At 35.2% G+C, this 24,484-nt stretch carries 24 protein-coding genes; 9 read left to right on the top strand and 15 right to left on the bottom strand.

Annotation, left to right across the window (positions count from 1 at the left end; all coding sequences use genetic code 11):
• Position 1: 1 nt before the first annotated feature.
• The 5 genes from PWP26_RS05425 to clpB form a co-directional block, all read right to left on the bottom strand.
• The gene (locus tag PWP26_RS05425) at positions 2 to 4,168 is read right to left on the bottom strand and encodes a PEP/pyruvate-binding domain-containing protein (protein WP_287568335.1); all 4,167 of its coding nucleotides are present in this window, start codon (positions 4,166 to 4,168) and stop codon (positions 2 to 4) included.
• A 3-nt stretch (positions 4,169 to 4,171) separates the two neighbouring features.
• Positions 4,172 to 4,609 carry a ribosomal protein S18-alanine N-acetyltransferase gene (gene rimI, locus PWP26_RS05420; protein ID WP_038060382.1) on the bottom strand — a complete coding sequence of 146 codons (438 nt, stop codon included), beginning with the start codon at positions 4,607 to 4,609 and terminating at the stop codon, positions 4,172 to 4,174.
• Positions 4,602 to 5,474 (bottom strand): RNase adapter RapZ, encoded by an 873-nt coding sequence (gene rapZ / locus PWP26_RS05415; RefSeq protein WP_038060384.1) that lies wholly within the window; start codon positions 5,472 to 5,474, stop codon positions 4,602 to 4,604. The genes rimI and rapZ overlap by 8 nt, the downstream gene beginning before the upstream one ends.
• Positions 5,475 to 5,476: 2 nt before the next feature.
• Positions 5,477 to 5,986, bottom strand: coding sequence for a ribosome-associated translation inhibitor RaiA (gene raiA / locus PWP26_RS05410; RefSeq protein ID WP_051754474.1), 510 nt, complete (start codon positions 5,984 to 5,986; stop codon positions 5,477 to 5,479).
• 146 nt (positions 5,987 to 6,132) lie between these two features.
• On the bottom strand, positions 6,133 to 8,724 hold the full coding sequence (gene clpB, locus PWP26_RS05405; protein ID WP_287568329.1) for an ATP-dependent chaperone ClpB: 2,592 nt from the start codon (positions 8,722 to 8,724) through the stop codon (positions 6,133 to 6,135).
• Between the two features lie 190 nt (positions 8,725 to 8,914).
• Between clpB and PWP26_RS05400 the strand changes: the two genes are divergently transcribed.
• On the top strand, positions 8,915 to 9,358 hold the full coding sequence (locus PWP26_RS05400; protein ID WP_287568327.1) for an Hsp20/alpha crystallin family protein: 444 nt from the start codon (positions 8,915 to 8,917) through the stop codon (positions 9,356 to 9,358).
• 66 nt (positions 9,359 to 9,424) lie between these two features.
• Here the strand turns inward: PWP26_RS05400 and thiL are convergent, their stop codons facing one another.
• Both thiL and ndk read right to left on the bottom strand, forming a co-directional pair.
• Positions 9,425 to 10,369 carry a thiamine-phosphate kinase gene (thiL, locus tag PWP26_RS05395; protein ID WP_038060386.1) on the bottom strand — a complete coding sequence of 315 codons (945 nt, stop codon included), beginning with the start codon at positions 10,367 to 10,369 and terminating at the stop codon, positions 9,425 to 9,427.
• Positions 10,369 to 10,791, bottom strand: a complete 423-nt coding sequence (gene ndk / locus PWP26_RS05390; RefSeq protein WP_301399145.1) for a nucleoside-diphosphate kinase — start codon at positions 10,789 to 10,791, stop codon at positions 10,369 to 10,371. The genes thiL and ndk overlap by 1 nt, the downstream gene beginning before the upstream one ends.
• A gap of 157 nt (positions 10,792 to 10,948) precedes the next feature.
• Between ndk and cutA the strand changes: the two genes are divergently transcribed.
• Genes cutA through hisF form a run of 3 tightly spaced genes read left to right on the top strand, consistent with a single transcriptional unit; the run spans position 10,949 to position 12,376 of the window.
• A complete protein-coding gene (gene cutA, locus PWP26_RS05385) occupies positions 10,949 to 11,281 on the top strand; it encodes a divalent-cation tolerance protein CutA (protein WP_301399144.1) in 333 nt (110 codons plus the stop codon).
• Positions 11,282 to 11,337: 56 nt separating this feature from the next.
• Positions 11,338 to 11,541: a zinc ribbon domain-containing protein gene (locus PWP26_RS05380; RefSeq protein WP_022855546.1), complete on the top strand. Its 204-nt coding sequence runs from the start codon at positions 11,338 to 11,340 to the stop codon at positions 11,539 to 11,541.
• A gap of 55 nt (positions 11,542 to 11,596) precedes the next feature.
• Complete coding sequence (gene hisF / locus PWP26_RS05375) at positions 11,597 to 12,376, top strand: imidazole glycerol phosphate synthase subunit HisF (RefSeq protein ID WP_022855545.1); 780 nt, start codon at positions 11,597 to 11,599, stop codon at positions 12,374 to 12,376.
• On the opposite strand, the gene PWP26_RS05370 is transcribed toward hisF, so the two are convergent.
• The 8 genes from PWP26_RS05370 to PWP26_RS05335 all read right to left on the bottom strand — a co-directional run bounded on the left by PWP26_RS05370 (position 12,366) and on the right by PWP26_RS05335 (position 20,152).
• Positions 12,366 to 12,971: a TVP38/TMEM64 family protein gene (locus tag PWP26_RS05370; RefSeq protein WP_051754472.1), complete on the bottom strand. Its 606-nt coding sequence runs from the start codon at positions 12,969 to 12,971 to the stop codon at positions 12,366 to 12,368. The genes hisF and PWP26_RS05370 overlap by 11 nt on opposite strands.
• A gap of 19 nt (positions 12,972 to 12,990) precedes the next feature.
• Positions 12,991 to 14,319 (bottom strand): DNA repair protein RadA, encoded by a 1,329-nt coding sequence (gene radA, locus PWP26_RS05365; RefSeq protein ID WP_038060388.1) that lies wholly within the window; start codon positions 14,317 to 14,319, stop codon positions 12,991 to 12,993.
• 3 nt (positions 14,320 to 14,322) lie between these two features.
• Positions 14,323 to 15,735 carry a glycosyltransferase family 39 protein gene (locus tag PWP26_RS05360; protein WP_038060390.1) on the bottom strand — a complete coding sequence of 471 codons (1,413 nt, stop codon included), beginning with the start codon at positions 15,733 to 15,735 and terminating at the stop codon, positions 14,323 to 14,325.
• Positions 15,713 to 16,306 carry a phosphatase PAP2 family protein gene (locus PWP26_RS05355; protein WP_038060391.1) on the bottom strand — a complete coding sequence of 198 codons (594 nt, stop codon included), beginning with the start codon at positions 16,304 to 16,306 and terminating at the stop codon, positions 15,713 to 15,715. The genes PWP26_RS05360 and PWP26_RS05355 overlap by 23 nt, the downstream gene beginning before the upstream one ends.
• Before the next feature lie 23 nt (positions 16,307 to 16,329).
• Positions 16,330 to 16,986 (bottom strand): fructose-6-phosphate aldolase, encoded by a 657-nt coding sequence (gene fsa / locus PWP26_RS05350; RefSeq protein WP_038060393.1) that lies wholly within the window; start codon positions 16,984 to 16,986, stop codon positions 16,330 to 16,332.
• On the bottom strand, positions 16,983 to 18,185 hold the full coding sequence (locus PWP26_RS05345) for an argininosuccinate synthase (RefSeq protein WP_273010356.1): 1,203 nt from the start codon (positions 18,183 to 18,185) through the stop codon (positions 16,983 to 16,985). The genes fsa and PWP26_RS05345 overlap by 4 nt, the downstream gene beginning before the upstream one ends.
• 30 nt (positions 18,186 to 18,215) lie before the next feature.
• Positions 18,216 to 18,521, bottom strand: coding sequence for an MTH1187 family thiamine-binding protein (locus PWP26_RS05340; protein WP_235181314.1), 306 nt, complete (start codon positions 18,519 to 18,521; stop codon positions 18,216 to 18,218).
• A gap of 62 nt (positions 18,522 to 18,583) precedes the next feature.
• Positions 18,584 to 20,152 carry a radical SAM protein gene (locus tag PWP26_RS05335; RefSeq protein ID WP_301399141.1) on the bottom strand — a complete coding sequence of 523 codons (1,569 nt, stop codon included), beginning with the start codon at positions 20,150 to 20,152 and terminating at the stop codon, positions 18,584 to 18,586.
• A gap of 84 nt (positions 20,153 to 20,236) precedes the next feature.
• Here PWP26_RS05335 and kdsA point away from each other — a divergent pair, with 84 nt between their 5' ends.
• Genes kdsA through ispH form a run of 5 tightly spaced genes read left to right on the top strand, consistent with a single transcriptional unit; the run spans position 20,237 to position 24,405 of the window.
• Positions 20,237 to 21,061 carry a 3-deoxy-8-phosphooctulonate synthase gene (gene kdsA, locus PWP26_RS05330; RefSeq protein ID WP_038060399.1) on the top strand — a complete coding sequence of 275 codons (825 nt, stop codon included), beginning with the start codon at positions 20,237 to 20,239 and terminating at the stop codon, positions 21,059 to 21,061.
• Entirely contained in the window at positions 21,018 to 21,551 is a 534-nt protein-coding gene (locus PWP26_RS05325; RefSeq protein ID WP_287568315.1) for an HAD-IIIA family hydrolase, read from the top strand. Before kdsA ends, PWP26_RS05325 begins: the two co-directional genes overlap by 44 nt.
• Complete coding sequence (gene lptC / locus PWP26_RS05320) at positions 21,518 to 21,997, top strand: LPS export ABC transporter periplasmic protein LptC (protein ID WP_287568312.1); 480 nt, start codon at positions 21,518 to 21,520, stop codon at positions 21,995 to 21,997. The genes PWP26_RS05325 and lptC overlap by 34 nt, the downstream gene beginning before the upstream one ends.
• Positions 21,998 to 22,015: 18 nt before the next feature.
• Complete coding sequence (gene radC, locus PWP26_RS05315) at positions 22,016 to 22,765, top strand: DNA repair protein RadC (protein ID WP_301399138.1); 750 nt, start codon at positions 22,016 to 22,018, stop codon at positions 22,763 to 22,765.
• The gene (gene ispH / locus PWP26_RS05310; protein WP_081856464.1) at positions 22,762 to 24,405 is read left to right on the top strand and encodes a 4-hydroxy-3-methylbut-2-enyl diphosphate reductase; all 1,644 of its coding nucleotides are present in this window, start codon (positions 22,762 to 22,764) and stop codon (positions 24,403 to 24,405) included. Before radC ends, ispH begins: the two co-directional genes overlap by 4 nt.
• The last annotated feature ends 79 nt before the right edge of the window (positions 24,406 to 24,484 follow it).

Genomic DNA, 24,484 nt, shown 5'->3' with positions numbered 1-24,484 from the left:
TTTATAGATTATATTTAGAGGCTTTGGTTAAAAGGTCAATCTTTCCTTTAAAAACTTGACCTGTTATCCCGTTTAACGTGATCCATTCTCCTAATCTAAGTTTGTGGCCATTAATTTTTGCTTCTTTCTTTATTTCATCTATGCTTAAATTCTCACAACCAACTACACAGATTTTACCTAATCTTGAGGCTACGATAGCAGCATGAGAGGTTTGCCCTCCTCTTGCCGTAAGGATTCCATCTACTTTATGAATTTCTTTAATGTTGTCCGGTACGGTATCATATCTTACTAACACCAAAGGATCTCCTGTATCCATGGTTATGATATCTTCCCAACCAAACACTATCCTTCCTGAGATTAAACCTCCTGTAACTCCTATTCCTTTCCCGATATACTCTAAATTTTTTAGCAATTCTTTAGAGAAGAAAGGAATATCCCTTTCTTCTCTAAGAATTATATCTCTTACTTGTAAAATATAAAGAGAATCTGGGTCATTTCCTTCAAAAGTAAACTCGATTTCTTGATGTCCCCATCCTTTTTCATAGACTAGATAATAGGCTAAATCAAGTAAAGCTTTATATACATCTGGAAAGGCTTCTTGTAAACAAGGTCCTTCTCGTTCTTCTATTTTCTTTTGTTCTATAGAAATTGGGTAGGCGTTGACCAAACCTGATACGATGTCTTCTCCTTGATTATAGGAGGTATAATCTCCCCAGAGAATAATTCTTGGAAACTTGCCTACAGGGGAGGTAGTAAGTGTTACCCCTGTACCTGTGTGATCTCCTATGTTTCCAAAAACCATCTGTTGGATGATTACAGCCGTTCCCCACTCATCAGAAAGCTGCATTATTTCTCTATAAGACTTAGCTTTTTCATTAAACCAAGAGGTTAAAATTAATTCAATCCCTTTAAAAAGCTGTTCCCAAGGATCATCGATGACTGGAATTCCCAATTCTTGAATACTTTTCCTGTAGAGCAGCGCAAGTTCTTGCATTTGTTCACCGCTAAACTCTCTTTTTTTCTTTACTTTGTATTTTCGTTTATGCTCTCGCATAAGATGGTTAAAAAAATCTCGAGGGACACCAAAGGCCATAGCCCAGCTTTGAATAAACCTGCGATAGGTATCCCAAGCAAACCAAGTATTCCCAGAAGCCCTTGCCAACCCCTCTACTGTCTCAAGATTTAAACCTACGTTCAGGATAGAATTCATCATCCCAGGCATAGAGAGGGCCGCTCCACTTCTTATACTTACTACCAGAGGATTTTCTTTACCTCCAAAAACTTTCTGAGAAATATCTTCTAACATCTTGATATTTTGTTCAATTTTTTCAGTATAATCAAGCCATAATTCAGGATATTTTTTTATAAGAGGGTAACATCTAAACACTTCTGTAGTTAAAATAAAACCTGGTGGGATTTTGTTTTTTATCTTTTGTTCTTGAGCTAATATCGTAAGAATGTATCCTTTGTTACCGAGGTAAATCAAATCTGTTACTAAATTATTAGGTTTATGTAGAGAAGAGAGAATTCTTCTTGGGTCGTAGCTCATTAATAAATTCAGGTCCTCTTTAGCTATCTTTTCTAAATAAGAAGAAAGGATATCGTAGATTTTTTTAAGAAAACGGTCTAGATGGGTTAGACTAAAAGCCTCTCCTATAAGGTCTTTTATTACCACCTCACTTATACAAAAATAACGTTGCTCTTTTTCTAAACCACACAAACATTTCTTGTACTTTTCTAAAATTTCGTCTTCATTTAGAGTTTGAAATACCAAAGGAAAGACCTTGAGGAAAGGGTTTACATAGTAAACTTTTACTATGTGTTGAACACCGTCTAATAATCCACGAAAAATATCTAAATATTGACTGTAGGTTAGGGGATAACTTTTCAAAGAATATTCGAGAAGATTTAACGAAGATTCAAATTTTTGAGAAAAAATTCCATCGATCTCTAAAGCCTTTTTAAAAAGCTTTAATATTTTCAGGATTTTAAAAAAAGAGGCTCTTGTGATAAACTGAAGGTCAAACTTTTCTATAAGCTTTTCAAATAAAAGATTGGCAAGATATTCCAGACGAAAGGTGAGTCCTAAGGCATCAAATTTTTTCTCTTTATACCTCCCATACATAGAAGGAATGTCAGCAGCTACGTGTCTTTTTTGAAGGATTTCTTCTATAGGAGGATAGGTTTGCTTAGACAAAATAATCTCTTTAAGCTCAGACATCCAGTCTAAGATCTTTTCTAAAATCACATATAAGTCCTGAGGTTCTTTTTGAAGAAGGTCCTTTAGTTCTGCTATAAATGGATATTCCTTTTCGTCGTATTGGGTTAACAAAAGATTTATGTCTTTTAACACCCCAAAATACTTCTGATATTCTAAATGGTACAAAGAAACCGTAAGATAAAGTTTCTTTTTATATGTTTCTTCAAAGTCTATTTCTTTAAGGATTTTTTCCAAAGATGAAAGGTCTATGTTTAAAAAGTCCTCAAAATTTTTTAAATTTGCTTTTTGAAAAACAGCCTGAAACAAACTTTGCATTTTGATATGAATTTCAATTTCTTCATTTTTTAACTTGTTATGAAGTACTTCAGGTAAATATTTGAGAATATGTCTATCTTCCAGGGTAAACCAGTATTTAAGAATATCTTTTATAAATTCAACTGCTAAGCTTGAGTTTTCGATGTGTATAAACTTTCTTAAAAAATGGATTAAAGAATCTTGTCTGTTAAAAAGTTCATCTAATTCTGTTGAGAGGTCTCTTATAAGACCTTCTGCTCCGATTTCGTTGTAATAAACAGGTAGTAGTTTACAAAACTGTTTGGTAAGGTTGTACACTGGTTTGATAGGAGCGTTAAGTAGCTGAGTAATCTCCTTTTGGAAAAGGTCTGTATCTTTGATAGAAATTCCATATAGTCTTAGGTTTAAGATCATAGCAGCCAAAAGACTGCTACACCATTCAGGATTGACCTTAAAAATCTCAAGCCAAGTTTTTATGTTAAGGAGATGGTGTGGGTTTTGGATAATCTTCCAATTTAAACCAATACCTTTGATCTGCGGAGGTTGAAATCCAAACTTTATGATTTCATTTATCAATACCTCTATAAGGTAAACCTCTTTTTTGTTTAAAATACAAATCCCTATGTTTTTAATACATTCAAGAGCAGTACGTGGGTAAAGGTTGAGCTTTTCTTTTAGGATATCAAAAAACTTTCTGATAAATTCGTCTAAGTTTTGGTAAGGTTTAGAGTTAATCATTAAGATTAAGTTACGGTTTACTTCTTTGATCAATTCTTCATGGATAAGTTTGAGAATAGGGGCCTTTATTAAATCAAAAAGAAAATTGATTTTTAGCTCGTCAGAAAAATTGTAATGGTTCAGTTGATTGATAGAAGAAATAAAATCTTTTAATTTTTTAAGTAAATCTAAATGATCGGGAAGAGATAAAAGATTAGACAAAGTCACAGGTTTTTCAATTAAAGAATTAATGAGACTTTCAAAATAGTTTGAGGTCAAAAAGTCTTCTTTAAGCCTTATACTTGAGGTGTTTTGAATAAGGTTAGCTTCACAGGTTTTAGCTAATTTTCCCCAAAAAGTATAGGTCGAAATATAAGTTTTTTTGAGAAGGTCTATGTAAACCAACTCAAGTTCCCGAGAAAAAGAAAGTTTGCTTAACTTTTGAACTAAACGTTTAAAAGAATAGTAATTTTCTAAAAAATTCAAAAAATATTCTTCTGGAAGGTTGGTTATGGCCTTTAAAATTTCTTTTAAAACAGGGATTAGCTCGTAAAAAGTTTCTTGGTCGATTAGGTCAGCTGTTTTATCAAGTATAGAAAAAATAGTCTCTGCGGTTTTGATGTTAGTTTCTTGGTCTTTTCCAAAAAACTTAAATAAAAGGTCAAAAATTAACCAGTAAGCCCTGTTTCTGTAGGGATGTTTAAGTAAAATCGAAAGGTTCTTTAAAAAGTAACTTCTAAGTTCTTCTAAAACAAGAAAATTATTTTTATAAGGATGGAAGGCCTCTTTTAAAAGTGTTTCTATTTGTTGCCTAAGAGCTGGAAACTTAGCATAAATTTCTGGGAAAACATTATACTTAGGGTCGTACTCTACGTTTTCTACAAAAGTGTAGGCTAAATTAGCTAATAAGGCTTTAGAAGTGAACTTTTCTATCATTGTTTAAAGGTCTTTTGTCATAACTAAAGCATCGCTATTTCGATAGTAATTTGGTCTAACGTATACTTTTTGAAACCCCATTTTTTGGTATAACTTAAGTGCAGGATGGTTGTCTATTTTTAGTTCTAAATGTACTTTTTTCACCCCTTGCTGTTTAAGATGATTTAAAAATTCCTTTAAAAAATAAGTTCCTAACCCTTTGTTTTGATGTTCTTTTTTTATCCCAATCCTTAATAGTTCTGCTTCGTCTAAGATTATCCTAAACACAAGATAGCCGAGTTTTTCCTTTTCTTTGGTTAAGACCCATATCTGAGAAAAAGAATTCTTAAACTCAGATAAAAGTCTTGTATAGTCCCACGACTCATCTTTAAACAATTCCTTTTCAGTAAGGGCTATAAACTCAAGGTCTTTTTCTTGGTCCAAAACTTCGATTTTAAACATCTTTTTTAATATCTCTATGAGACACTATAAACTCTACTTCAAACAAAGATTTCTTTAAATTTTCTACTAAAAATTCGATTAGAGCAACTGAACGATGTCTACCACCAGTACATCCTATGGCTAAAGTAAGATATCGTTTGTTGCTTTTGGCATAAACAGGTATTAACCAATTTAAAAACTCAGTTAGAAAGTTTAAAAATGTTTTGGTTATATCGTAGTTTAGTAAATATTGTTTAATAAGAGGGTTCTCTCCGTTAAGAGGTTTTAATTCTGGGTTAAAATAAGGGTTAGGAAGGATTCTTGCATCAAAGACATAGTCTGCTTCAGGAGGTATTCCATATTTATATCCAAAAGAGATAAAATGTAAGACTAAATTTTTCAGGTCAGTTCTTGTCTGATATCTTGTAAAAATTTCATTTCTTAGTTGATGGACGTTGTAGTTAGAGGTGTCTATAAAGAGAGTAGCAAGTTCTCTGATGTCTGCTAAAAGTTCCTTTTCCCTCTCTATAACCTCTTCTAAACCAACTTCTTTTTCTCTTAAAAGAGGATGCAATCTTCTTGTGAGGTTAAACCTTGAAATGATAACGTCAGTTCTTGCATCAAGAAAGATGAGCTCCCAAAAATAACCTAGCTTGTGTATCTGAGGAAGTACGGTTTTAAACTCAGGCAAAAAGTATCTATCTCTTAGGTCCATTACTAAGGCTACCTTGTCTGTAGACAGACTTTCCTTAACTTCCTTTAAAAAGGAAATTAAAAGTCGAGTAGGAAAGTTGTCTATAGCAAGGTAGCCTAAATCCTCAAAAGCCTTTAAAGCTGTGCTTTTCCCAGAACCTGAGGTGCCAGTTATGATGATTAAATTAGGCATCTTTAAGCAAATTCTGGTACAAGAACCACTGGTTTATCATCCTTTAAATAAAGAACACATATTTTATCATAATCAGTGTTGTAAAAAACAAAAAAATCTTCTTCATGGTTTTTCTTAAACCAATTTATAGCTTCTGCGGTAGAAAGATGGTTAATTTCAACTTTTTTGATTTCATAGTTAGAAACTGAGGCTTCTCCTGAGATTTCAACAGTCCTTCCTTTTCTAAACTCTTTTCTTTTTTCCTTTAATTTTTTCACCTGTTTTTCTAAAGTTTCATAAGCAAGGTCTATGGCTTCATAGATATCTGAAGTTTCTTCCTTTACCACCAATACCTCTCCATCTCCTTTAAGTACTATTTCTACGATTTCTCTAAATTTTTCTCTCTTAAAAACTATCTGTACGTTTACAGGTCCTTCAAAATATTTTTCAAACTTGCTAATCTTTTTTTCAGCATACTGTTTGATAGCCTCTGAAGGATCAAGACCTTTAAACGTAAAATTAAATTCCATCATTCGTAAACCCTCCTTAGATAAAATTTAAAAAATTTATCTTCCCTTTTATGATAAAGTTTACCAATTTTCATATAAAATTCAATCCCTACCCCTCATATCCTTAAAGTTGGAAAGATATAGAGGGGTAGGGGAAGTTACTTATATTATTAATGAACTGGTTGTTTGGTGAATACAAACTCTCCGAAATCGTTTACATCTACGATGATTTTATCCCCTTCTACGAAGGTCCCGTCAAGAATCTTTAAGGCTAAAGGATTTTCTATGTGACGCTGTATAGCTCTTTTGAGAGGTCTTGCTCCAAAGGTAGGATCGTATCCATAGGTAGCTATTAGTTCTTTTGCTTTTTCGGTGAGTTCCAAACCCATGTTCTTTTCAGCTAATCTTTCGTTTAGATACTTGATCTGTATGTCCACTATTTTTATGATATGTTCTCTTTGTAGGTTATTAAAGATGATGATTTCATCAATCCTGTTTAAAAATTCAGGTTTAAAAGTAGCCTTTAAAAGTTCGTGTATTTTAGATTCTATTTCTGTATGACTTATGGAAAGGTCTTGGAAGTAAAAACTACCTACGTTTGAAGTCATGATGATGATGGTATTTCTGAAGTCTACTGTTCTACCTTTTCCATCTGTAAGTCTTCCGTCATCAAGTACCTGTAATAAGATATTAAACACATCAGGATGAGCTTTTTCTATTTCGTCAAAAAGTATTACTGAATAGAGCCTTCTTCTTACAGCTTCTGTAAGTTGTCCTCCTTCTTCATAGCCTACATATCCTGGAGGGGCACCTATCAACCTTGATACCGAATGCTTTTCCATATATTCGGTCATGTCGATCCTAATCATAGCATCTTCGGTATCAAACATAAACTCAGCCAAAGCTTTAGCAAGCTCAGTTTTTCCTACTCCTGTAGGACCTATAAACATAAAAGAACCGATAGGTCTATTGGGATCTTTTAGCCCAGCTCTGGCTCTTCTTAAAGCATCTGCGATGACCTTAATAGCATGGTCTTGTCCTACCACCCGTTCTTTTAGTTTTTCTTCTATCCTGAGCAGTTTTTCTCTTTCACTTTCTAAAAGCCTGCTTACAGGAATTCCCGTCCATTTAGAGATAATCTGAGCAATGTCTTCTGCGTCTACTTCTTCTTTTAAGAATTTATGTTCTTTTTGGATTTCAGCAAGTTTACGGTTTTCCTCTTCAAGTTCTTTTTGAAGCTGAGGTATGATACCATAGATAATTTCTGCTACCCGGTTTAGGTCTCCCTTTCTTTCTGCTTGTTGAGCCTCGACCTTTAATTGGTCTATTCTCTCTTTAAGCTTTCTAATTTTTTGAATTATTTCTTTTTCCTTAAGCCATTGTTCCTTTAACTGTTCTACCTTATTTCTAAGGTCTTGAAGTTGTTCTAAAATCTTAGTAAGTCTTTCTTTGGCCTTTGGGTCGGTTTCTTTTTCTAAAGCCACTTTTTCTATTTCTAACTGTTTGATTTTTCTTTCTATCTCATCTATTTCTGTAGGCATAGAATCTATTTCAATCCTAAGTTTAGCTGCCGCTTCATCTATAAGGTCTATAGCTTTATCAGGTAAAAATCTATCTGTGATATACCTGTGAGAAAGCATTACCGCTGCTACGATAGCGTTATCTGTAATCTTTACTCCGTGGTGCACTTCATATTTTTCTTTTAGACCCCTTAAAATAGCGATAGCCTCTTCTGGAGAGGGTTCATCTACATATACAGGTTGGAAACGCCTTTCTAAGGCAGGATCTTTTTCTATGTACTTCCGGTATTCATCTATGGTAGTAGCACCTATACATCTTAATTCGCCTCTTGCCAAGGCTGGTTTTAACATGTTAGCAGCATCCATAGCTCCTTCGGCTGCACCAGCTCCAACCAAGGTATGTATCTCATCTATAAAAAGGATGATTTCTCCTTCACTTGCTTGCACCTCTCTTAAAACCGCCTTTAGTCTTTCCTCAAATTCTCCTCTAAACTTAGTTCCTGCTATCAAAGAGCCCAAATCAAGTTGTATAATTCTTTTGTTTTTTAAAATCTCAGGAACATCTCCAGCTACTATCCTCTGAGCTAATCCTTCTACGATGGCTGTTTTACCTACACCTGGCTCTCCGACCAACACCGGGTTATTTTTGGTTCTTCTACTTAAAATATGCATAACCCTTCTTATTTCTTCGTCTCTTCCTATCACAGGGTCAAGTTTTCCGGCTTTGGCAAGAGCAGTAAGGTCTCTACCAAATTTTTCTAAAGATTGATATTTTTCTTCTGGATTTTGGTCAGTAATCCTTTGTCCTTTTCTTATTTTGTTGATAACCTCTTTTGTGTTGCTAAAGGTAACCCCACGTTTTCTTAAAATTTCTCCTGCTTTAGTTGGACTATCTATGATAGCTAAAAATAAGTGTTCTGTTGAAACATACTCATCTCTCATTTCTCGGGCTAATCCTTCAGCTCTATCTAAAATCTGCTTAAGGTTTAAAGAAAGATATAGTTGATAGGCTCCTTGGGTAAGTTTGGGAAATTTATCTAAAATTTCCTCAAGCTCAGAAACAATGATTTTGGAGTTTACCCCCAGCCTGTCCAGGATGGTAGGGATAATCCCACCTTCTTGGGTGACCAAAGCTAATAAAAGGTGCTCTGGTTCTAACTGAGGATTGTTTTTAGACTCGGCTAACTTTTGGGCTTCTTGTAAAGCCTCTTGAGCTTTAAAAGTATACCTGTCAAGCTTCATCGTTTAACCTCCACTTTTTAAATATTACTATTTGTTTAAAAATTAAATACAAAGTTTACACTTTCAATAGTCAAAACTTTTAAAAATTTTTGTAAAATTTTGGTAAATTGGTACTTGAAACTTTGCAAGTGTATACTTATTTTTAGAATTAGAAATTCCAAAAATAAAATATAAAAAGGAGGTGATAAATATGGCAGATTTAATTCTTTGGCGTCCATTACAAGACTTAAAAAAAGAAATGGATCGTATTTGGCAAGAATTTTTTGGTAAAGAATTGTTAACAGAAAGATGGGAAGGTATAAGTTGGGCACCTGCTGTAGATGTTTCGGAAACAGATGATAAAGTTATCGTAAAAGTTGATGTACCAGGTGTAAATCCTGAGGATATGGAAATTAGCTTGATGGAGAATGTTTTGGTTATTAAAGGAGAAAAGAAAAGAGAAGAGGAGGAGAAAAAAGAAAACTTCTATAGGATTGAAAGATTTTATGGAAGTTTTATGAGGTCTATACCTATTCCTTGTGAGGTTGAAGAAGATAAGATAGAAGCTACCTATAAAGATGGGGTTTTGAAGATAATTTTACCTAAAAAGCCTGAAGAAAAGAAAAAAGTTATCAAGATTAACGTAGAGAAATAATTCTTTAGAAGAGAAACCCCGGGAGGAATTTCCTGGGGTTTTTTATTAAAATTAATTTAAATTAAGCTATTTAAAATTAAAGTGGTCAAACCCTTTGGGTTTTAGTTTTAATCTTTCTTTTTTTTCGCTAACTAAATAAAGATCTTTTTCAGGTAAGATTTTTCCTATGCAGAAAAACTTCCTTTTTAGTTTGGTTTCGATTTCACCTATTTGGTGTAAGTTAGAGGGAGAAACAGTAAAAAGAAGGGCATAGTCTTCTCCTCCTGAAAGGGCATCTTCTAAGGTAGCTCCGGGCTCTATAGGTATAGCCTCTTGTAATAATTCAGCCCCAACTGAGTTTTCTTCACATATCCTCCAAAGGTCAAGTAAAAGACCGTCGGAGATATCTATAGCTGAGGTAGCTAAATTTTTCGAAGAGAGTTCTTTACCTAAGATTATTTCTGGTTCTGGGTAAAGATGGGCTTTTTTGAGATTTTCAGGTATTTCTTTTAAAGGAGAGGTTTTAACCATTCTTAAAAAAGCAGAACTTCCTCCTAAGGGTCTTGAGACAAAGATCAAATCTCCTTCCTTTGCTCCTTTTCTTAAAATAGGGAAGTTGGTTTTACCAAATAAAGTTAGGTTAAAGAAAAAGAAGGGACTTTTAACTGTGTCTCCACCTACCAAATGGGCACCAAACTTATTTAAGCTTTGATTAAGTCCTTGTAAAAACGGCTCTGCCCAGTTAACATCTACAGGGATCGGACTTCCTAAGGTAAGGAGAGCCCATTCAGGCTCCCCTCCACAGGCAGCGATGTCACTTAAATTAGAGTTAGCTAATTTAACGCCTAAGTCAAAAAAAGAGTAATAATCTAATTTAAAATGGATTGTTTCTACTAGCGCATCAGTTGTAATAAGTAAAAATTCCTGCTCCTCTTTTTGAATAACAGTACAGTCTTCATTATAGGTTTTAAAAACAGGAGGTTTTTCAAAAAGATGTTTTTTTAAATAAGTTATCCATTCCTTTTCAGTCATTATTCAGCGCTGAGAAGTTCATACTCACTAAAGAAAAATGGTATTTCCTTAGCGGCAGATTCAGGGCTGTCTGAACCGTGGACGGTATTTTTTTCCTTGTCTATCGCAAAAAGTTTTCTTATGGTACCTTCTTGAGCTTCCTTAGGGTCGGTTGCTCCCATGATTTCACGTACCTTTTTTATAGCCTGTTCTCCTTCTAAAACCATGGCCACTACAGGACCAGAACTCATATAATCAGTTAAACTTTCAAAAAAAGGACGTTCCTTGTGTACGACATAAAATTGTTTTGCCTGTTCCTTAGATAGTTTAACCTTTTTTAAGGCAACCACCCTGAGCCCCTTTTCTTCAAAAATACTAATAACCTTTCCTATAAGATTTCTCTGGACTCCGTCAGGTTTAATCATAACCAATGTCCTTTCCATCTGTCCCCTCCTCAATAAACTGATTTTTTGCTCCATTATAAAACCTTTTTGTTATTTTCCAACAACAGAAAAAACCTTTATTTTTTGGCAATTTATAACGATTAAGGTATAATTATACTTTAGCTCTTTTAGAGAGAAATTTAAACAGGAGGTAATTATGGCACAAGATAAGATTGTATTTGTTTACATAACTTTTCCCAATTCAGAGGAGGCTCAAAAAGTTGGAAGGATACTCCTTGAGAAAAGACTTTGTGGGTGTGTTAACCTTTTTACTAACATTAACTCTATGTATTGGTGGGAAGGTAAGATAGAAAGCTCTCAAGAAGCTGTTTTAATAGTAAAAACCCGCGAATCTCTTTATCCTGAGGTAGAAAAAGAGGTGCTTAAAAACCATTCTTATTCTTGTCCTTGCATCGCAAAAATAGAGGTTTCTGAGGTTACCCCCTGTTTTTATAGATGGCTTTTACAAGAAACAGGGGTTGAAATTTAAAAATTTTTTATTATTTTACTGCGAAGCTAAATTTAAGGATATAGGAGGGGAAGGGTATGCCTATTTATGAATTTAGGTGTTATGATTGTGGGAGGATTTTTGAAAAACTTATTTTTAGTAAAACAGAAGAACAAGAGGTAAAATGTCCCTTTTGTGGTTCAGAAAAGGTAGAAAAGGTAGTATCTAATGTATGTGCGATGATGAAAGGGGTAGGTGATTATAAGAAGAGTTCTTGTGGAGGAGGATTTGGTTTTAGCTGAGCTTAAAAAGAGAAAAAGGCAGGTTGCCTTTTAAAAAAGTGTAAAGGGGTTTTACATGTTAAGTAAAAGAATAATCGTATGCCTTGACGTAAAGGATGGTAAAACGACTAAAGGGATAAAGTTTAAAGACAATGTAGAGGTAGGCGACCCTGTAGAGATGGCTGAAAAGTATTATCAAGAAGGGGCTGATGAAATAGTTTTTTACGATATTACTGCCAGTGCAGAACATCGAGGGATCATGATAGACGTGGTTAGAAGGACTGCCGAACGGATTTTTATTCCCTTTTCAGTAGGAGGTGGAATTAAGTCAGTCGAAGACATGAGACAGGTCTTGCTTGCAGGAGCAGAGAAGGTTTCGGTTAATACCGCGGCTGTGCTTAATCCCAAACTGATTTACGAAGGGGCTAAGGCCTTTGGTTCTCAATGTATCGTACTTGGTATGGATGTGAAAAAGGTTGAACCTTCTTCTAAAATCCCCTCTGGATATGAGGTTTGGATAAAGGGTGGAAGACAACCTATGGGAATAGATGCTGTTTGGTGGGCAAAAGAAGCAGAAAACTTAGGGGCAGGGGAGATTTGTCTTAATTCTATAGATGCAGACGGCACTAAAGAAGGTTATGAGTTAACCATTACGAGGATGATAGCAGAGGCGGTAAACATTCCGGTTATTGCCTCAGGTGGTGCAGGTCACCCTGAACATTTGTATCAGGTTCTTACCGAAGGTAAAGCTGATGCAGCGCTTATAGCCTCTATGGTTCACTATGGAATGTATACCGTGAAAGAAATCAAGGATTACTTAGCTAAAAAGGGGGTAAAGGTAAGAACTAAGTGGTAGGATCTTTTTCTAACCAACCTTCAATTCTTTTTTTAATCACCAAAAAAATTAAAAAAACTATCACAAAAGTGAGAGTTACTAAAATTATACTTTGAGGATGCCCACCGTATACTACATCCCCCTGAAGGGAAAGGGCAAAAGTGCCTGGTATTCTACCTAAAAAACATACCACCGTGAAACCTTTTAGAGAGACAGGCATAAAACCAAGTAAATAGTTTAGCAAGTCCTTGGGAAACCCAGGAAAAAGATAAAGTAAAAACATTCCAGTAAGCCCATGTTTATAAAAAATTTTCTTTACCTTCAAATAGATGGGAGATTGACGGTATTTTTTAAAAAATTTTTTTCTTAAAAACCTTGCTATATAAAAAGAAATTAAAGACCCTACCATCAAGCCTGCCATACTTAACATAAACCCATAGATCCCTCCGAAAAGAAAACCTGCAAAAAATCCTGTCACTTCTCCAGGGAGGGGGGCTATTATTACTTGTAAAGCTTGTAAAAAAACAAATAAAATACCTCCGGCTATGGGATGATTTTTTACAAAAACCCTTATTTCTTCTCTGCTATCCCAAAGGTTTATAAAATCTTCAAACATAGGGTTTTATATTTTTCTACTAAAAGATTTTTTCACAAACTTCTAAAAGCTTTCTACAAGGGATTATTTCTAATGATAGGTTATGCTTAGGAAGGTTTAATCTTTCTGGAACAAAAGCTCTTTTAAACCCCTTCTTTTCTGCCTCTTTTAGCCGAAGGGCTATTTCTCTTACTGGTTTTATCTCACCGGAAAGCCCGATTTCTCCTATAAAAATAGTTTTGTCTGGAAGAGGTTTTTCTAATAAACTTGACACCAAAGAAACAGCTACTGCCATGTCTGCAGAAGGGTCGGTGATCTTGAGCCCCCCAGATATTTTAACATAAATGTCTTGATTACTAAAATTGAAATTTAGTTTTTTTTCTAAGATAGCAACAAGTAAAGATAGCCTTATAGGGTCAAATCCAACTGCTGTCCTTCTTGGTAAAGCAAGAAAACTTTTGGCAACCAAGGATTGCACCTCTACCAGCAAAGGTCTTGTTCCTTCTATCACACAAAATACAGCCGCATTTTCTTCTCCTGATAGAAAAAGGTCTTCACATTGAGAGTGAGGAACCAATCCTTTGGAGGTCATCAAAAAGACTCCTATCTCATTTACCGGACCAAAACGGTTTTTTACTGCTCTTAAAATCCTAAATCCTGTTTCTTTCTCTCCCTCCAAATAAAGTACCACGTCTACCAAATGTTCTAAAACTTTTGGTCCTGCAATCAAGCCTCCTTTGGTAATATGGCCTACCACAATTGTTACCACCTCCTGTTCTTTAGCAAAGCGCATAAGGAGATTCGCACACTCTCTTATTTGAGAAACCCCACCTGGAGGGCTTTCTAACTCAGGTAAAAAAACTGTTTGGATGGAGTCTACTATCAGAAGGTCAGGTTTTATGGTTTTCAACTCTTCTATTATCGTGGAAAGTTCAGTATCTCCTATAAAAAGGACTTCATCTCCCAACCCCAGTCTTTCAACCCTTAACTTAACTTGTTCAGCAGATTCTTCGGCAGATAGATAAACTATTTTTAGTCCCTTTTCTGCAAGCACACCTGCTACTTGAGTAAGAAGGGTAGATTTCCCTATCCCTGGATCTCCTCCTATAAGGATAAAAGACCCAGGCACAAATCCTCCTCCTAATACCAAATCAAGTTCGCTAAGACCTGTTAAAATCCTTGGTTTTACTTCATACTTTATGTCTGAAAGTTTTAAGACCTTTATCGGTTTATTATTTATTCTGGTTTTGTTTTTTGTTTTTATCGAGCTTTCTTTTTCTTCTATAAAGGTATTCCATCCCCCACATTCAGGACAGCGTCCTAACCATTTAAGGCTTTTATAACCACATTCCTGACAATAGTAAGCCATGTTTTATCCTTCCTTTTCCCAAATTCCTTTCCAGATAAAAAACTCTTTATAAGTTTTTTGAGATATTTTAACCCGAACTTCACCAAGTTTAACAGGGTTTCTAAGGTTTTTAGGAGGGATAGGGTTCTTTTGGATAAAGATAACCTCTTTTCCTGATAAATCTGAGTCTTTTCTCCATAGATGGTATTGATTTTGTGGGTAAGGGTGCTTTTGTACTACATAAATGTTTTCTGGATGAGACTTTAGATAAAAAGCTAAAGAGGAAGCTATATCTCGATAAGAGACAACGATAGGAGTTTTCCCATCATAAAAGGTCTCAACATAAGAGGCAAGTTCTCTCCATCCTATAAATTTCTTTAAAAGGTCTCGGGTAAACTCTGGAAATCGGTCAAAAAAGGCTCCAAATGACAAGGCCAGTATAAGGAAACAAATACCATAAAGGAGGTTAAACCTGAGAAAAGTGATAAATTTAGGAAAAGGAGGGGTATAAACTACCCAGATTAGTCCTGAAACCATAAAAGGTAAGATCCAGTTTGCGTTTATTTCTACCATAAAAGAAAGCCCCAGGAATAATAAAGACGGAAGCCCAAGAAAATAAATAAAATCTCTGGTTTTGTATATCTCATCTTTTAAGTTTTTTAGTGCCATGAGTATAAAACCTAAAGCTAAAGGGGTATAAAGTAGTAAGGTCTCAAGTATTGTTTTTATTCCCTTGGACAACTCTATCCCGGTTCTTGAAAAATGTTCCTCTGTATGTTTAAACATAACAAAACCATTTATCCAGTTCCAGTAAAGATTGGGTAGAATCATCAAGAAAGGTAATCCAAACATAAGAAAAGTTACAGGTTTTTTTAAGGCTGGTCTTTTAAACCATAGGATATATCCTATGGCAATCGCTATAAACCCCAACATCGTTTGTTTTGTAAGAAGACCTAAGCCCATAAAGAGACCAGCCAAAAAAGCGTGTCTTACCCTTAGCGTTTCTAAATAATTTATAAAAAAATAGGTAGCTCCAGTCCAAAAAAGCATAAGAGGAGGGTCTATGGTCATGATAAAACTGTATACAGTAAGTAAAGGTATTAAGCTAAGACAGGTTAGACCTAAAAGAAGTTCTTTCTCATAAGGAAGGCGTTTTTTTAGGATTAGATAAAAAAATAAAGTGGTAAAGGTAATAGAAAAAAGTGCAGGTAACCGGACTGCCCATTCATAATTTCCAAAAAAACCGGTTGAAATCTTAATCAGCCATGCAACCATCGGTGGTTTACTGTAGTATCCCCAAGCAAGATTCCTTGACCAGTCCCAATAATAAGACTCGTCATAAGAAAGAGGGAGGTCTAAAAGTAGGAGATATAAAAGTTTTATCAAAAACAAAGAGAATAAGAAGAAAAGTGGTTTAAGCAGAAAGTTTTTTTTCATGTCTTAATTTTTTAAGAAGGGTTTTTACCAAAAGATAAAACGTCCATCCCCAAAAACCACCCCAGAAAAAACCAGACAGCACATCAAAGGGATAATGGTGCCCAAGGTATATCCTTGACCAACCTACCAACAACATAAACAATATCCAGCCCCAGGCAAAAGGAGGATAAAAAAGACTTAAGTAAATGGAAGCAAAAGAGACATTTGAGGCATGATTTGAAGGAAAACTGTAGGAAGTTTCTTTTTTTAAAGGTTGGTTGAGGTAACGATGTTTTTGATCAGAGTAATAATAAAGGTTTTCCTGAGATACAAAAGGTCTTGGTCTTTGGAAATAAGGCTTAAGAATTTTAGCACAACTAAAATCTACCCATACATACCCTAAGATTAAAAAAATCCAGATTATCAAACTTTGTAGTAAAGTTTTCTTTTTAAGGATAAGCCATCCAGACGTAACAAAAAAGACATAAATAAGGTCTGGATGGCTAAAATAAGGTAAGGTTAAGTCTAATAACCTATGTCTAAATTGGTTTATGACATAAAATAATTTGAGGTCTAACTCACATAAAAACAAGGCAACCCTTAAAACTCAGTCTTTTACAGGATAGAAATGTTGGCTTTTTTAGCATCCTCTAAAAATTTAGCAAGGCCTATGTCAGTGAGAGGATGCTTAAACATCTGTTCTATTACTTTAAAGGGAATGGTAGCAATATCTACCCCTAAAAGGGCACATTTTCTTACATGGTCTACATGACGTATACTTGCAGCGATAACTTCAGTTTCAAACCCATAAGCTGCGTAAATCTGGATAATTTCTTCTAGGACTGATATTCCATCATAGGAGATGTCATCTATTCTTCCTACAAAAGGAGAAACAAAAGTGGCTCCTGCTTTGGCAGCAATAAGAGCTTGCATAGGACTAAAAACTAAGGTAACGTTTGTAGGAATTTGCTCTGCAGCTAAGGCTTGGACAGCTTTTATTCCATCTACAGTAAAGGGGATTTTAATAACTACATTATCTCCCATCTTAGCCAGTTCTTTCGCTTCTTTAACCATACCCTCAAAGTCTGTAGCTAAAACCTCTAAAGAAACCGGCAAATCTGGGACTTCATTTAAAATCTCAAGGGCAGCTTCTTTCCAAGGTTTCCCTGTTTGAGAAAGAAGGGTAGGGTTGGTAGTTACTCCATCAAGGATACCCCATTCTTTAACCTTTCTGATTTCTTCAATTTTAGCGGTGTCAACAAAGATTTTCATGCTTCCTCCTCCTTCGATAGGTTGTAAATTTTTAATCTCAATCCCTGAAGTCTTATAAAACCCTCTGCGTCCTTAGGATTGTATCCTTCTTTTTCTTCAAAACTTACCAAACGTTTTTTATATAAGCTGTTAGGACTTTTTCTCCCTGCTATCATTACATTCCCTTTATAGAGTTTAACTCTTATCGTTCCGGAAACCCTTTCTTGAGTTTGTTCTACCATGGTTTTCAACGCCTGAAACTCAGGACTAAACCAAAAACCATAATATATCATTTCTGCTATCTTAGGCATAAGACTATCTTTAAGCCTCATTACTTCCCTATCAAGGGTAATCTGTTCTAAAGCTCTATGGGCTATATGTAAGATGGTTCCTCCTGGGGTTTCGTAAATGCCTCTGCTTTTAAGTCCAACAAACCGGTTTTCTACCATATCGATTCTGCCAACCCCGTGTCTTCCTCCTATTTCATTGAGTCTCTTTAGAAGGTTGGCAGGGCTTAATTTTTCTCCGTTAACTGCTATCGGTTCTCCTCTTTCAAACTCTATCTCGATATATTCTGGTTTATCAGGTGCCTTTTCAGGAGATACCGTCATAAGAAACATATCTTCTGGTGGCTCAGTCCACAGGTCTTCTAAAATACCTCCTTCATAGCTTATATGAAAAAGGTTGGCATCTATGCTATAAGGTTTTTCTGGGGTTACTGGAATTGGGATACCATGTTTTTGGGCGTAAGCAATCAGGTCTTGCCTTCCTTTAAAATCCCATTCTCTCCAGGGTGCAATCACTTTAAGATGAGGAGCTAAGGCGGAAAAAGTAAGTTCAAACCTTACTTGATCGTTTCCTTTTCCCGTTGCTCCATGGGCTACGGCATCAGCCCCTTCTTCAAAGGCAATCTTTATCTGTTCTTTAGCAATCAGTGGACGAGCAAGAGAGGTTCCCATAAGATACCAGTCTTCATATCTTGCTCCAGCCTTTATGGCAAAAAATACATACTCTTTTACAAATTCCTCTTTAAGGTCCCTTATAATAACCTTTTCAGCTCCACAACTAAGTCCTTTTTGTTTAATCTCTTCCCAGTCTTCTTCTTGTCCAAGGTCTGCACAAAAAGCAATCACCGGACATTGATACCTTTCTATAAGCCATTTTAAAATTACTGAAGTATCAAGTCCACCAGAATAAGCTAAGACAATTTTATTAGGCATTTGAGAAAAGAACCTCCTTTTTAGATATTCTTAGACAGTATTTAATGGTTGGTTGATCTTCTTTTGTACCGATTCAACCTTACCTTTGATACGACCTGATTTGCCTTTTCTGTAGTCGATTTTTATGTTAACGATGATCCTATTACAATCTACTTCTAAAGCTTTAAAACACTCTTCAGCAAGCCTCAAAGCTTCTTCTATAGATTCCGTTTCTACCACGGTTTCCATAGGAGTAACTATATAAGGATAGTTGGACTTTTGTATGGTTTCTACAGCTCGAGCTACAAAACTACTTAAACTTTCTCCTTTATCTACAGGAAAGATACTTATTCCCATTAACACACTCATAGTTAAAAACTAATCTTACCACAAATTTTTAAAATATCAACACAATCTGTTTATTTTTCGCAGGCTCCACAGAGTTTACATTTCTCAGGATGGCAAAAACCAGTTAGTTTTAAGTTTTTTGCCTTTTGCCATTCATTCCATAGGAACTCTTTATTTACTCCTAAATCAATCTTATCCCACGGAAATTCTGTCTCTAACGAATCTTGTGGGCACAAACTTTTTAAAACCTTAGGCATACTTTTTATAATCCTTTTTAGGTTTTGACCTTGAGCTAAACTAATTAAAAAATCTTTTAATTCTTTGCTACCTCGGGCTATCAAAGTTTGTAAAAGTACCTCCTCAGGAGGTTCAACCTTTAGGTTTTTAACATATCCTAATTCTTTTTTTACCCATTTCTCTTTTTCTTTTAAATTCTTTAAATCTGAAAATTTTGCCCATTGAAAAGGGGTATGAGGTTTAGGAACGAAGAAAGAAAAGGTAAAAGAAAGATTAAGATTATATTTTTGTGCAAGTAACTTTTTTATAAACTTTACCGTTTCTTCTAAATCCTCTTGGGTTTCAAAGGGTAATCCTAACATAAAATAAAATTTTATGTTTTTTAAACCCCTTTGCTGAAATTTTTCTAACACCTCAAAGATTTCTTCTGGGGTGAGGTTTTTATTAATAACCTTTTTAAGTTTTTGAGACCCTGTTTCAGGTGCAATGGCTACACTTTTTGTCCCTTTTAAAAGTTCTAAAAAATCTTCGTTTAAGGCATCTATCCTAAGAGAAGAAAAGGTAAGGGTACAACTTTTTTCTAAAAGTTTTTTTCCAAACTCAAGGATTTCTTGTTTATTAGCAAATTCAAGCCCCACTAAACCAACCTTAGAGTTTTCTGGTATGTTTTCGAGTACGTCAGATAGAGCTTTTTCTGGATAACCTCTGGGAGGACGATACATAAAACCTGCGGCGCAAAATCTACAACCTCTCCCACAGCCTTTGGCTACTTCTATAAGATAGGTTTCAGAAAACGTTGCTTTTTGACTGATAAGATCTGAATAAACCACCTTTTCTGGTTTTTTTATTTTGGCTACTTTTATTTTCTTCTGGTCAGAGGACAGAGGAAGGTAAACAAAGTTTAAAGTGCTTAATTTTTCAAGAAGTATTTTTTTGTGGTTAAAATGTTCTATAAAAATAGGAACTACATGTTTTTCTATTTCTTCCCATTCTCCAAGTAAAAAAGCATCAACAAAAGAAGAGATTGGTTCTGGGTTTAACCAAGTAGCCACTCCTCCTGCTAACACAGGTTGTGTCCTTTGAGTAGGGTTTAACCCAAGTTCTCCTTTTTGTAGGATTTTTACCACGTTTATATAGTCTACTTCAAAGGGTATGGAAAAAAGTATAAGGTTAAAATCTTTAAGAGGACGAGAACTTTCGATAGACCTTATTTTTTCATTTTTTTCTGGTAAAAACACCCGCTCACATACTATTTCTTGATAAAGGTTAAGTCTTTGATAGACATAAAGAAAACCTAAGTTAGACATCCCAACCTGATAATGATTAGGAAATACTAAAGCTATAGAAATTCTTCCTGTCCATTTTTTACGGAAAAAGTTTTTTTCAAACCTTGTATAGTCCATAAGATTTTTCATAGGGTTGCAAGTATGTCAAATTGATTATAAAATACTTTTTAAAAATTTGAAATTCTAAGAAAGGTAATGGTTATGAAGAACAGGTTTTTAATCATAGCAGGGCCCTGTGTTTTAGAAGACCTTGAGTTGACCCTTTATATAGCCAACGAGCTTAAAGAGCTTCTTACTAAGTATGATTTTGAGTTTGTGTTTAAGGCCTCTTTTGATAAGGCTAACAGGACCTCTATTTTTTCCTACCGAGGACCTGGGCTTGAAAAAGGTCTTGCCTGGTTATACGAGGTAAAAACCCAAATAGGAGTTCCTGTTACTACCGATGTTCATGAAACCTGGCAGGTTAAACCTGTAGCTGAGGTAGTGGATGTTATTCAGATTCCGGCTTTTCTTTGTAGACAAACTGACCTGATAGTGGAAGCAGCAAAAACTGGAAAAGTGGTTAACATCAAAAAAGGTCAGTTTGTTTCTCCATGGGATATGAAATATGCAGTAGAAAAGGCTAAACAGTTTACCTCTCAAGAGGTATGGACTACCGAACGAGGCTATACCTTTGGTTACAGAAATCTGGTGGTAGATTTTAGAGGTATTCCTATAATGCAGAGGTTTAGTGATAAGGTTATTTTTGACGCTACCCACAGCGTTCAGCTTCCTGGGGGAGGGGAAGGTAAATCTGGAGGGGAAAGAGAGTTCATCCCATATTTGATGAGGGCTTCGGTAGCAGTGGGAGTAGATGGGATTTTTATGGAAGTTCATCCAGAGCCGGAAAAAGCCCTTTGTGATGGAGCCAATTCTTTACCTCTTAGTTGGTTAGACCCTCTACTTTCTCAAATTAGAGACCTAAGAGAGGTGTTAAAAAAACATGGACTTTCCTCAAGAAATTCTACAAAAAGCGAAGAAAATTAAGTTACTTTTGTTAGATGTAGACGGTGTGCTTACCGATGGAAGGATCATCCTTACCAGTGAAGGGGAAGAGGTTAAACAATTTAACGTACTTGACGGAATGGGAATAAAACTTTTACAAAAAATTGGGGTTGAAGTAGCCATCCTTTCAAGCAGATTCTCTCAAGTTACCCAGCACAGAGCCAAAGAGTTGGGTATCATCTTTGTTTCTCAAGGAGAATTAACTAAATTCAAAATATATGAGAAGCTCAAACAAGAAAAAGGGCTTAAAGACGAAGAAATTGCCTATGTGGGAGATGATTGGATAGATCTTCCTGTGTTAAAAAGGGTAGGATTAGCTATAGGAGTTCCTAATGGATGGCCTCCGGTAAACGAGTATGTCCATTACATAACAAAGCTCCCTGGAGGGAAAGGGGCTGTAAGGGAGGTCTGTGACCTCATTTTAAAGGCTAAGGGAAAATGGGAAGAGGCGTTGCAATTTTATCTATCTTAGTTTTGTTTTTAGTTTCTCCTTCTTTATCCAAAGATTTTCGTATGGTAGCCAAAGATTTGGAGTACAGTTTTTACAGTAAAGAAGGACTTCTTTGGAAGCTTAAAGCATCTTTCTTTAAACGTGATAAAGAAGGTACCTTTTGGGCAGAGGGTTTAACTTTAATCAGTCCATCCAAAGGAATTAACGTCTCTTCTCAGAGAGGTTATTACTATCCCAAAGAGGATAAAATGGTTTTTCAAGGCAATGTAAAATTGGTTACTGAAAACTATGGAGAAGTATATACCGAAGAGTTGATATTTTTTCCTAAAAAGAACTATCTTTTTACGGAAAAAGAAGTTTTAGTAAAACAAAAAGGTATGTTGATTAGGGGAAAGGGTATGACCTATCATATAAAAGATGAAATTTTTCAGGTTCACGGAAGGGCTCAATTTCAGATGAGTTTTTAAAACGATTGTGTTTTAAACATGCCCGAAAAAAAATATTCTCAAAAAATTTTGATAGAGGCGTATGAAAAGGCAAAAGGCCACAGAGCTAGGGTAAAAGAACGGTTTCTTAAAGAAGGGCCAAAAAGTTTTACAGATGAAGACTTACTTGAGCTTCTTTTAATGTTTAGCCTTCCTTACAGAGATACCAGAAAACTTGCAAGAGCTCTTTTAGAGCAATATAAAACTTTAGACCAAGTACTTGATGCTCCTTTAGAAGAACTTAAAAAGTTTAAGGGACTTAAGGAAAGGGCTATTTTACCTTTAAAGGTTATCCATGAGGTTGCTCGAAGGTATCTTCAGGGTAGGGCGACAAAGTCAGAATATCTAAGGTCTCCACAAGAGGTATATGAATATCTCAAGTATGAAATGCAAAATTTGGACCGAGAGGTTTTAAAAGTTCTTTTTCTTGATGCTAAGTCTAAGTTTTTAGGAGGAGAAACCCTTTTTGAAGGAACCCTACATGAAAGTGCGGTATATCCAAGAGAAATTTTTAAAAAGGCACTGGAGAAGAAGGCCCTTTCCATAGTGATCGTCCATAACCATCCTTCTGGAGATCCGATGCCTTCTAAAGAGGATTTCGTGATTACTAAAAAACTAGTTTTAGCAGGGGAACTCCTGCAGATTAAGGTTCTTGACCATGTTATCATAGGTAAGAATGGGTATTATAGTATGGCTGAAAAAGGAGATATAGAGAGGTTAAAGGCAGAGATAAGGAGAGAAATCTTATGAAGATAAAAATCGCTAAAAAAGCTGGGTTTTGCATGGGGGTAAGAAGGGCGGTAAATTTAGTATTAAAGGCTTTAAACGAGAAAAAATCATATATTTATACTTACGGACCACTAATCCATAATCCTCAGACTTTAAAACTTCTTGATATTTTTGGAGTACAGGTGTTAAAAGACCCTAACGAAAACCTTCCCTCAGGTGTGGTAATCATTCGTGCCCATGGGGTACCTCCAAAGGAATATAAAGCATTGACAGAAAAACATAAGGTTATAGATGGTACCTGTCCAAGGGTCCTTAAGGTTCAGGCCTTGGCTAAAAAAGCTGTATCAGAGGGAAAAGAGGTAGTGATCATAGGAGATAAAGATCATGCAGAAGTTAAGGGTATTCTTGGTTATTGTGAAGGTAAAGGATATGTGGTTTCCTCAGAAGAAGACGTTGTAACCCTTCCCCCTCTTAAAGATTATGTCATCCTCTCTCAAACTACCCAAGACGAAAAACTGTTTAACCATCTTTCTAAAAGAATAACGTCTCTTTATCCTAACGGAAAGATCATCAATACCATCTGTAATGCTACAGCAGTCAGACAAAACGAGGTTAGAAAACTTTGTGAGGAATGTTCAGCTATCGTGGTTATAGGTGGAAAGTTTAGTGCAAACACCAACCGGTTAGCAGACGTAGCTAAAAAAGAAAATAAAGATGTTTTTCTTGTCGAAAGTCCTGAAGAACTTTCTTGGGAAGATTTAAAGAAACATAAAACAGTAGGTATAACTGCAGGAGCCTCAACACCAAACTGGCTAATAAACGAGGTGGTCGATGTTTTAAAGAATAGAACTTCTTTTTTTTATAAGTTTTTAAAAGCTATGTGTTTTTCTTCGGCTACCTGGTCGTTAACCCTATTTTTAATTTTTCTTGGGCTGTTGTTAGGGATTAACCATCCTTTAAACTCTAAGTTTTCTTATCTTCTTTTATGGTTTTTAAGTTTTAGTCTTTTTAGAAACCTTTTAAACCAAAATCTTTTAAAAGAAAGTTTTAAGTTTTACCTTCCGATAAAATACAGGTTTCTTTCTCAACATCAAAAAAAACTTTTGTTTTTTGCTGTGCTAACGGGTTTTTTTACCTTAATAACCGCTTTTCTTTATAAACCAAGGATAATAAGTTTGGTGATAGCACTTTTGTTGATTGACTTTCTTACCTATCGAAGTGCATTAACCTTTTTTTGGGAGATACTTTTCTTGTCAGCCCTTTCTCTTTATCTATATCCCTTTTGGACTTTTAGTTTTGGAGTCATTTTTTTGCAAGCTGTTCTTGTGATTTTATACCTAAAACTTTATTTAGAGATCGTTTACTTTCAGACAGATGGCTTTTTGCCGAAAAATTTTTTACTTTCTACCTTTTCGTATGAGCCTAAAATTTTCTTTAAAATTTTGAACTTAACTATCTTAATAGGACTATTGATAACCAGCTTAACAACTCTTTTTCATTACAAATTTGGAGTATTCTTTTTGGTTTGGGGAGTAGCTTATTTTCTTGGTTTAGTAGTTAAAAAGAGACCTCTTGGGCAGGTAGTATACTTAGAAACCTTAGTTTTTATAGTTTCTTTAGCTTTTTTAGCGTGTGGTTTTTTTGTTAGAAGTTTAGGGTAGTATAAAAATGTTTAAAGAAGAAGACCTATTTTTTATGGAAGAGGCCCTTAAAGAGGCTTTAAAGGCTTTTGAAGAAGAA

The organism is Thermodesulfobacterium sp., from assembly GCF_030445475.1.
Classification (GTDB): domain Bacteria; phylum Desulfobacterota; class Thermodesulfobacteria; order Thermodesulfobacteriales; family Thermodesulfobacteriaceae; genus Thermodesulfobacterium; species Thermodesulfobacterium commune.
The sequence above is the reverse complement of the archived record's forward strand: the minus strand, read 5'-3'. Positions and strand labels throughout refer to the sequence as shown.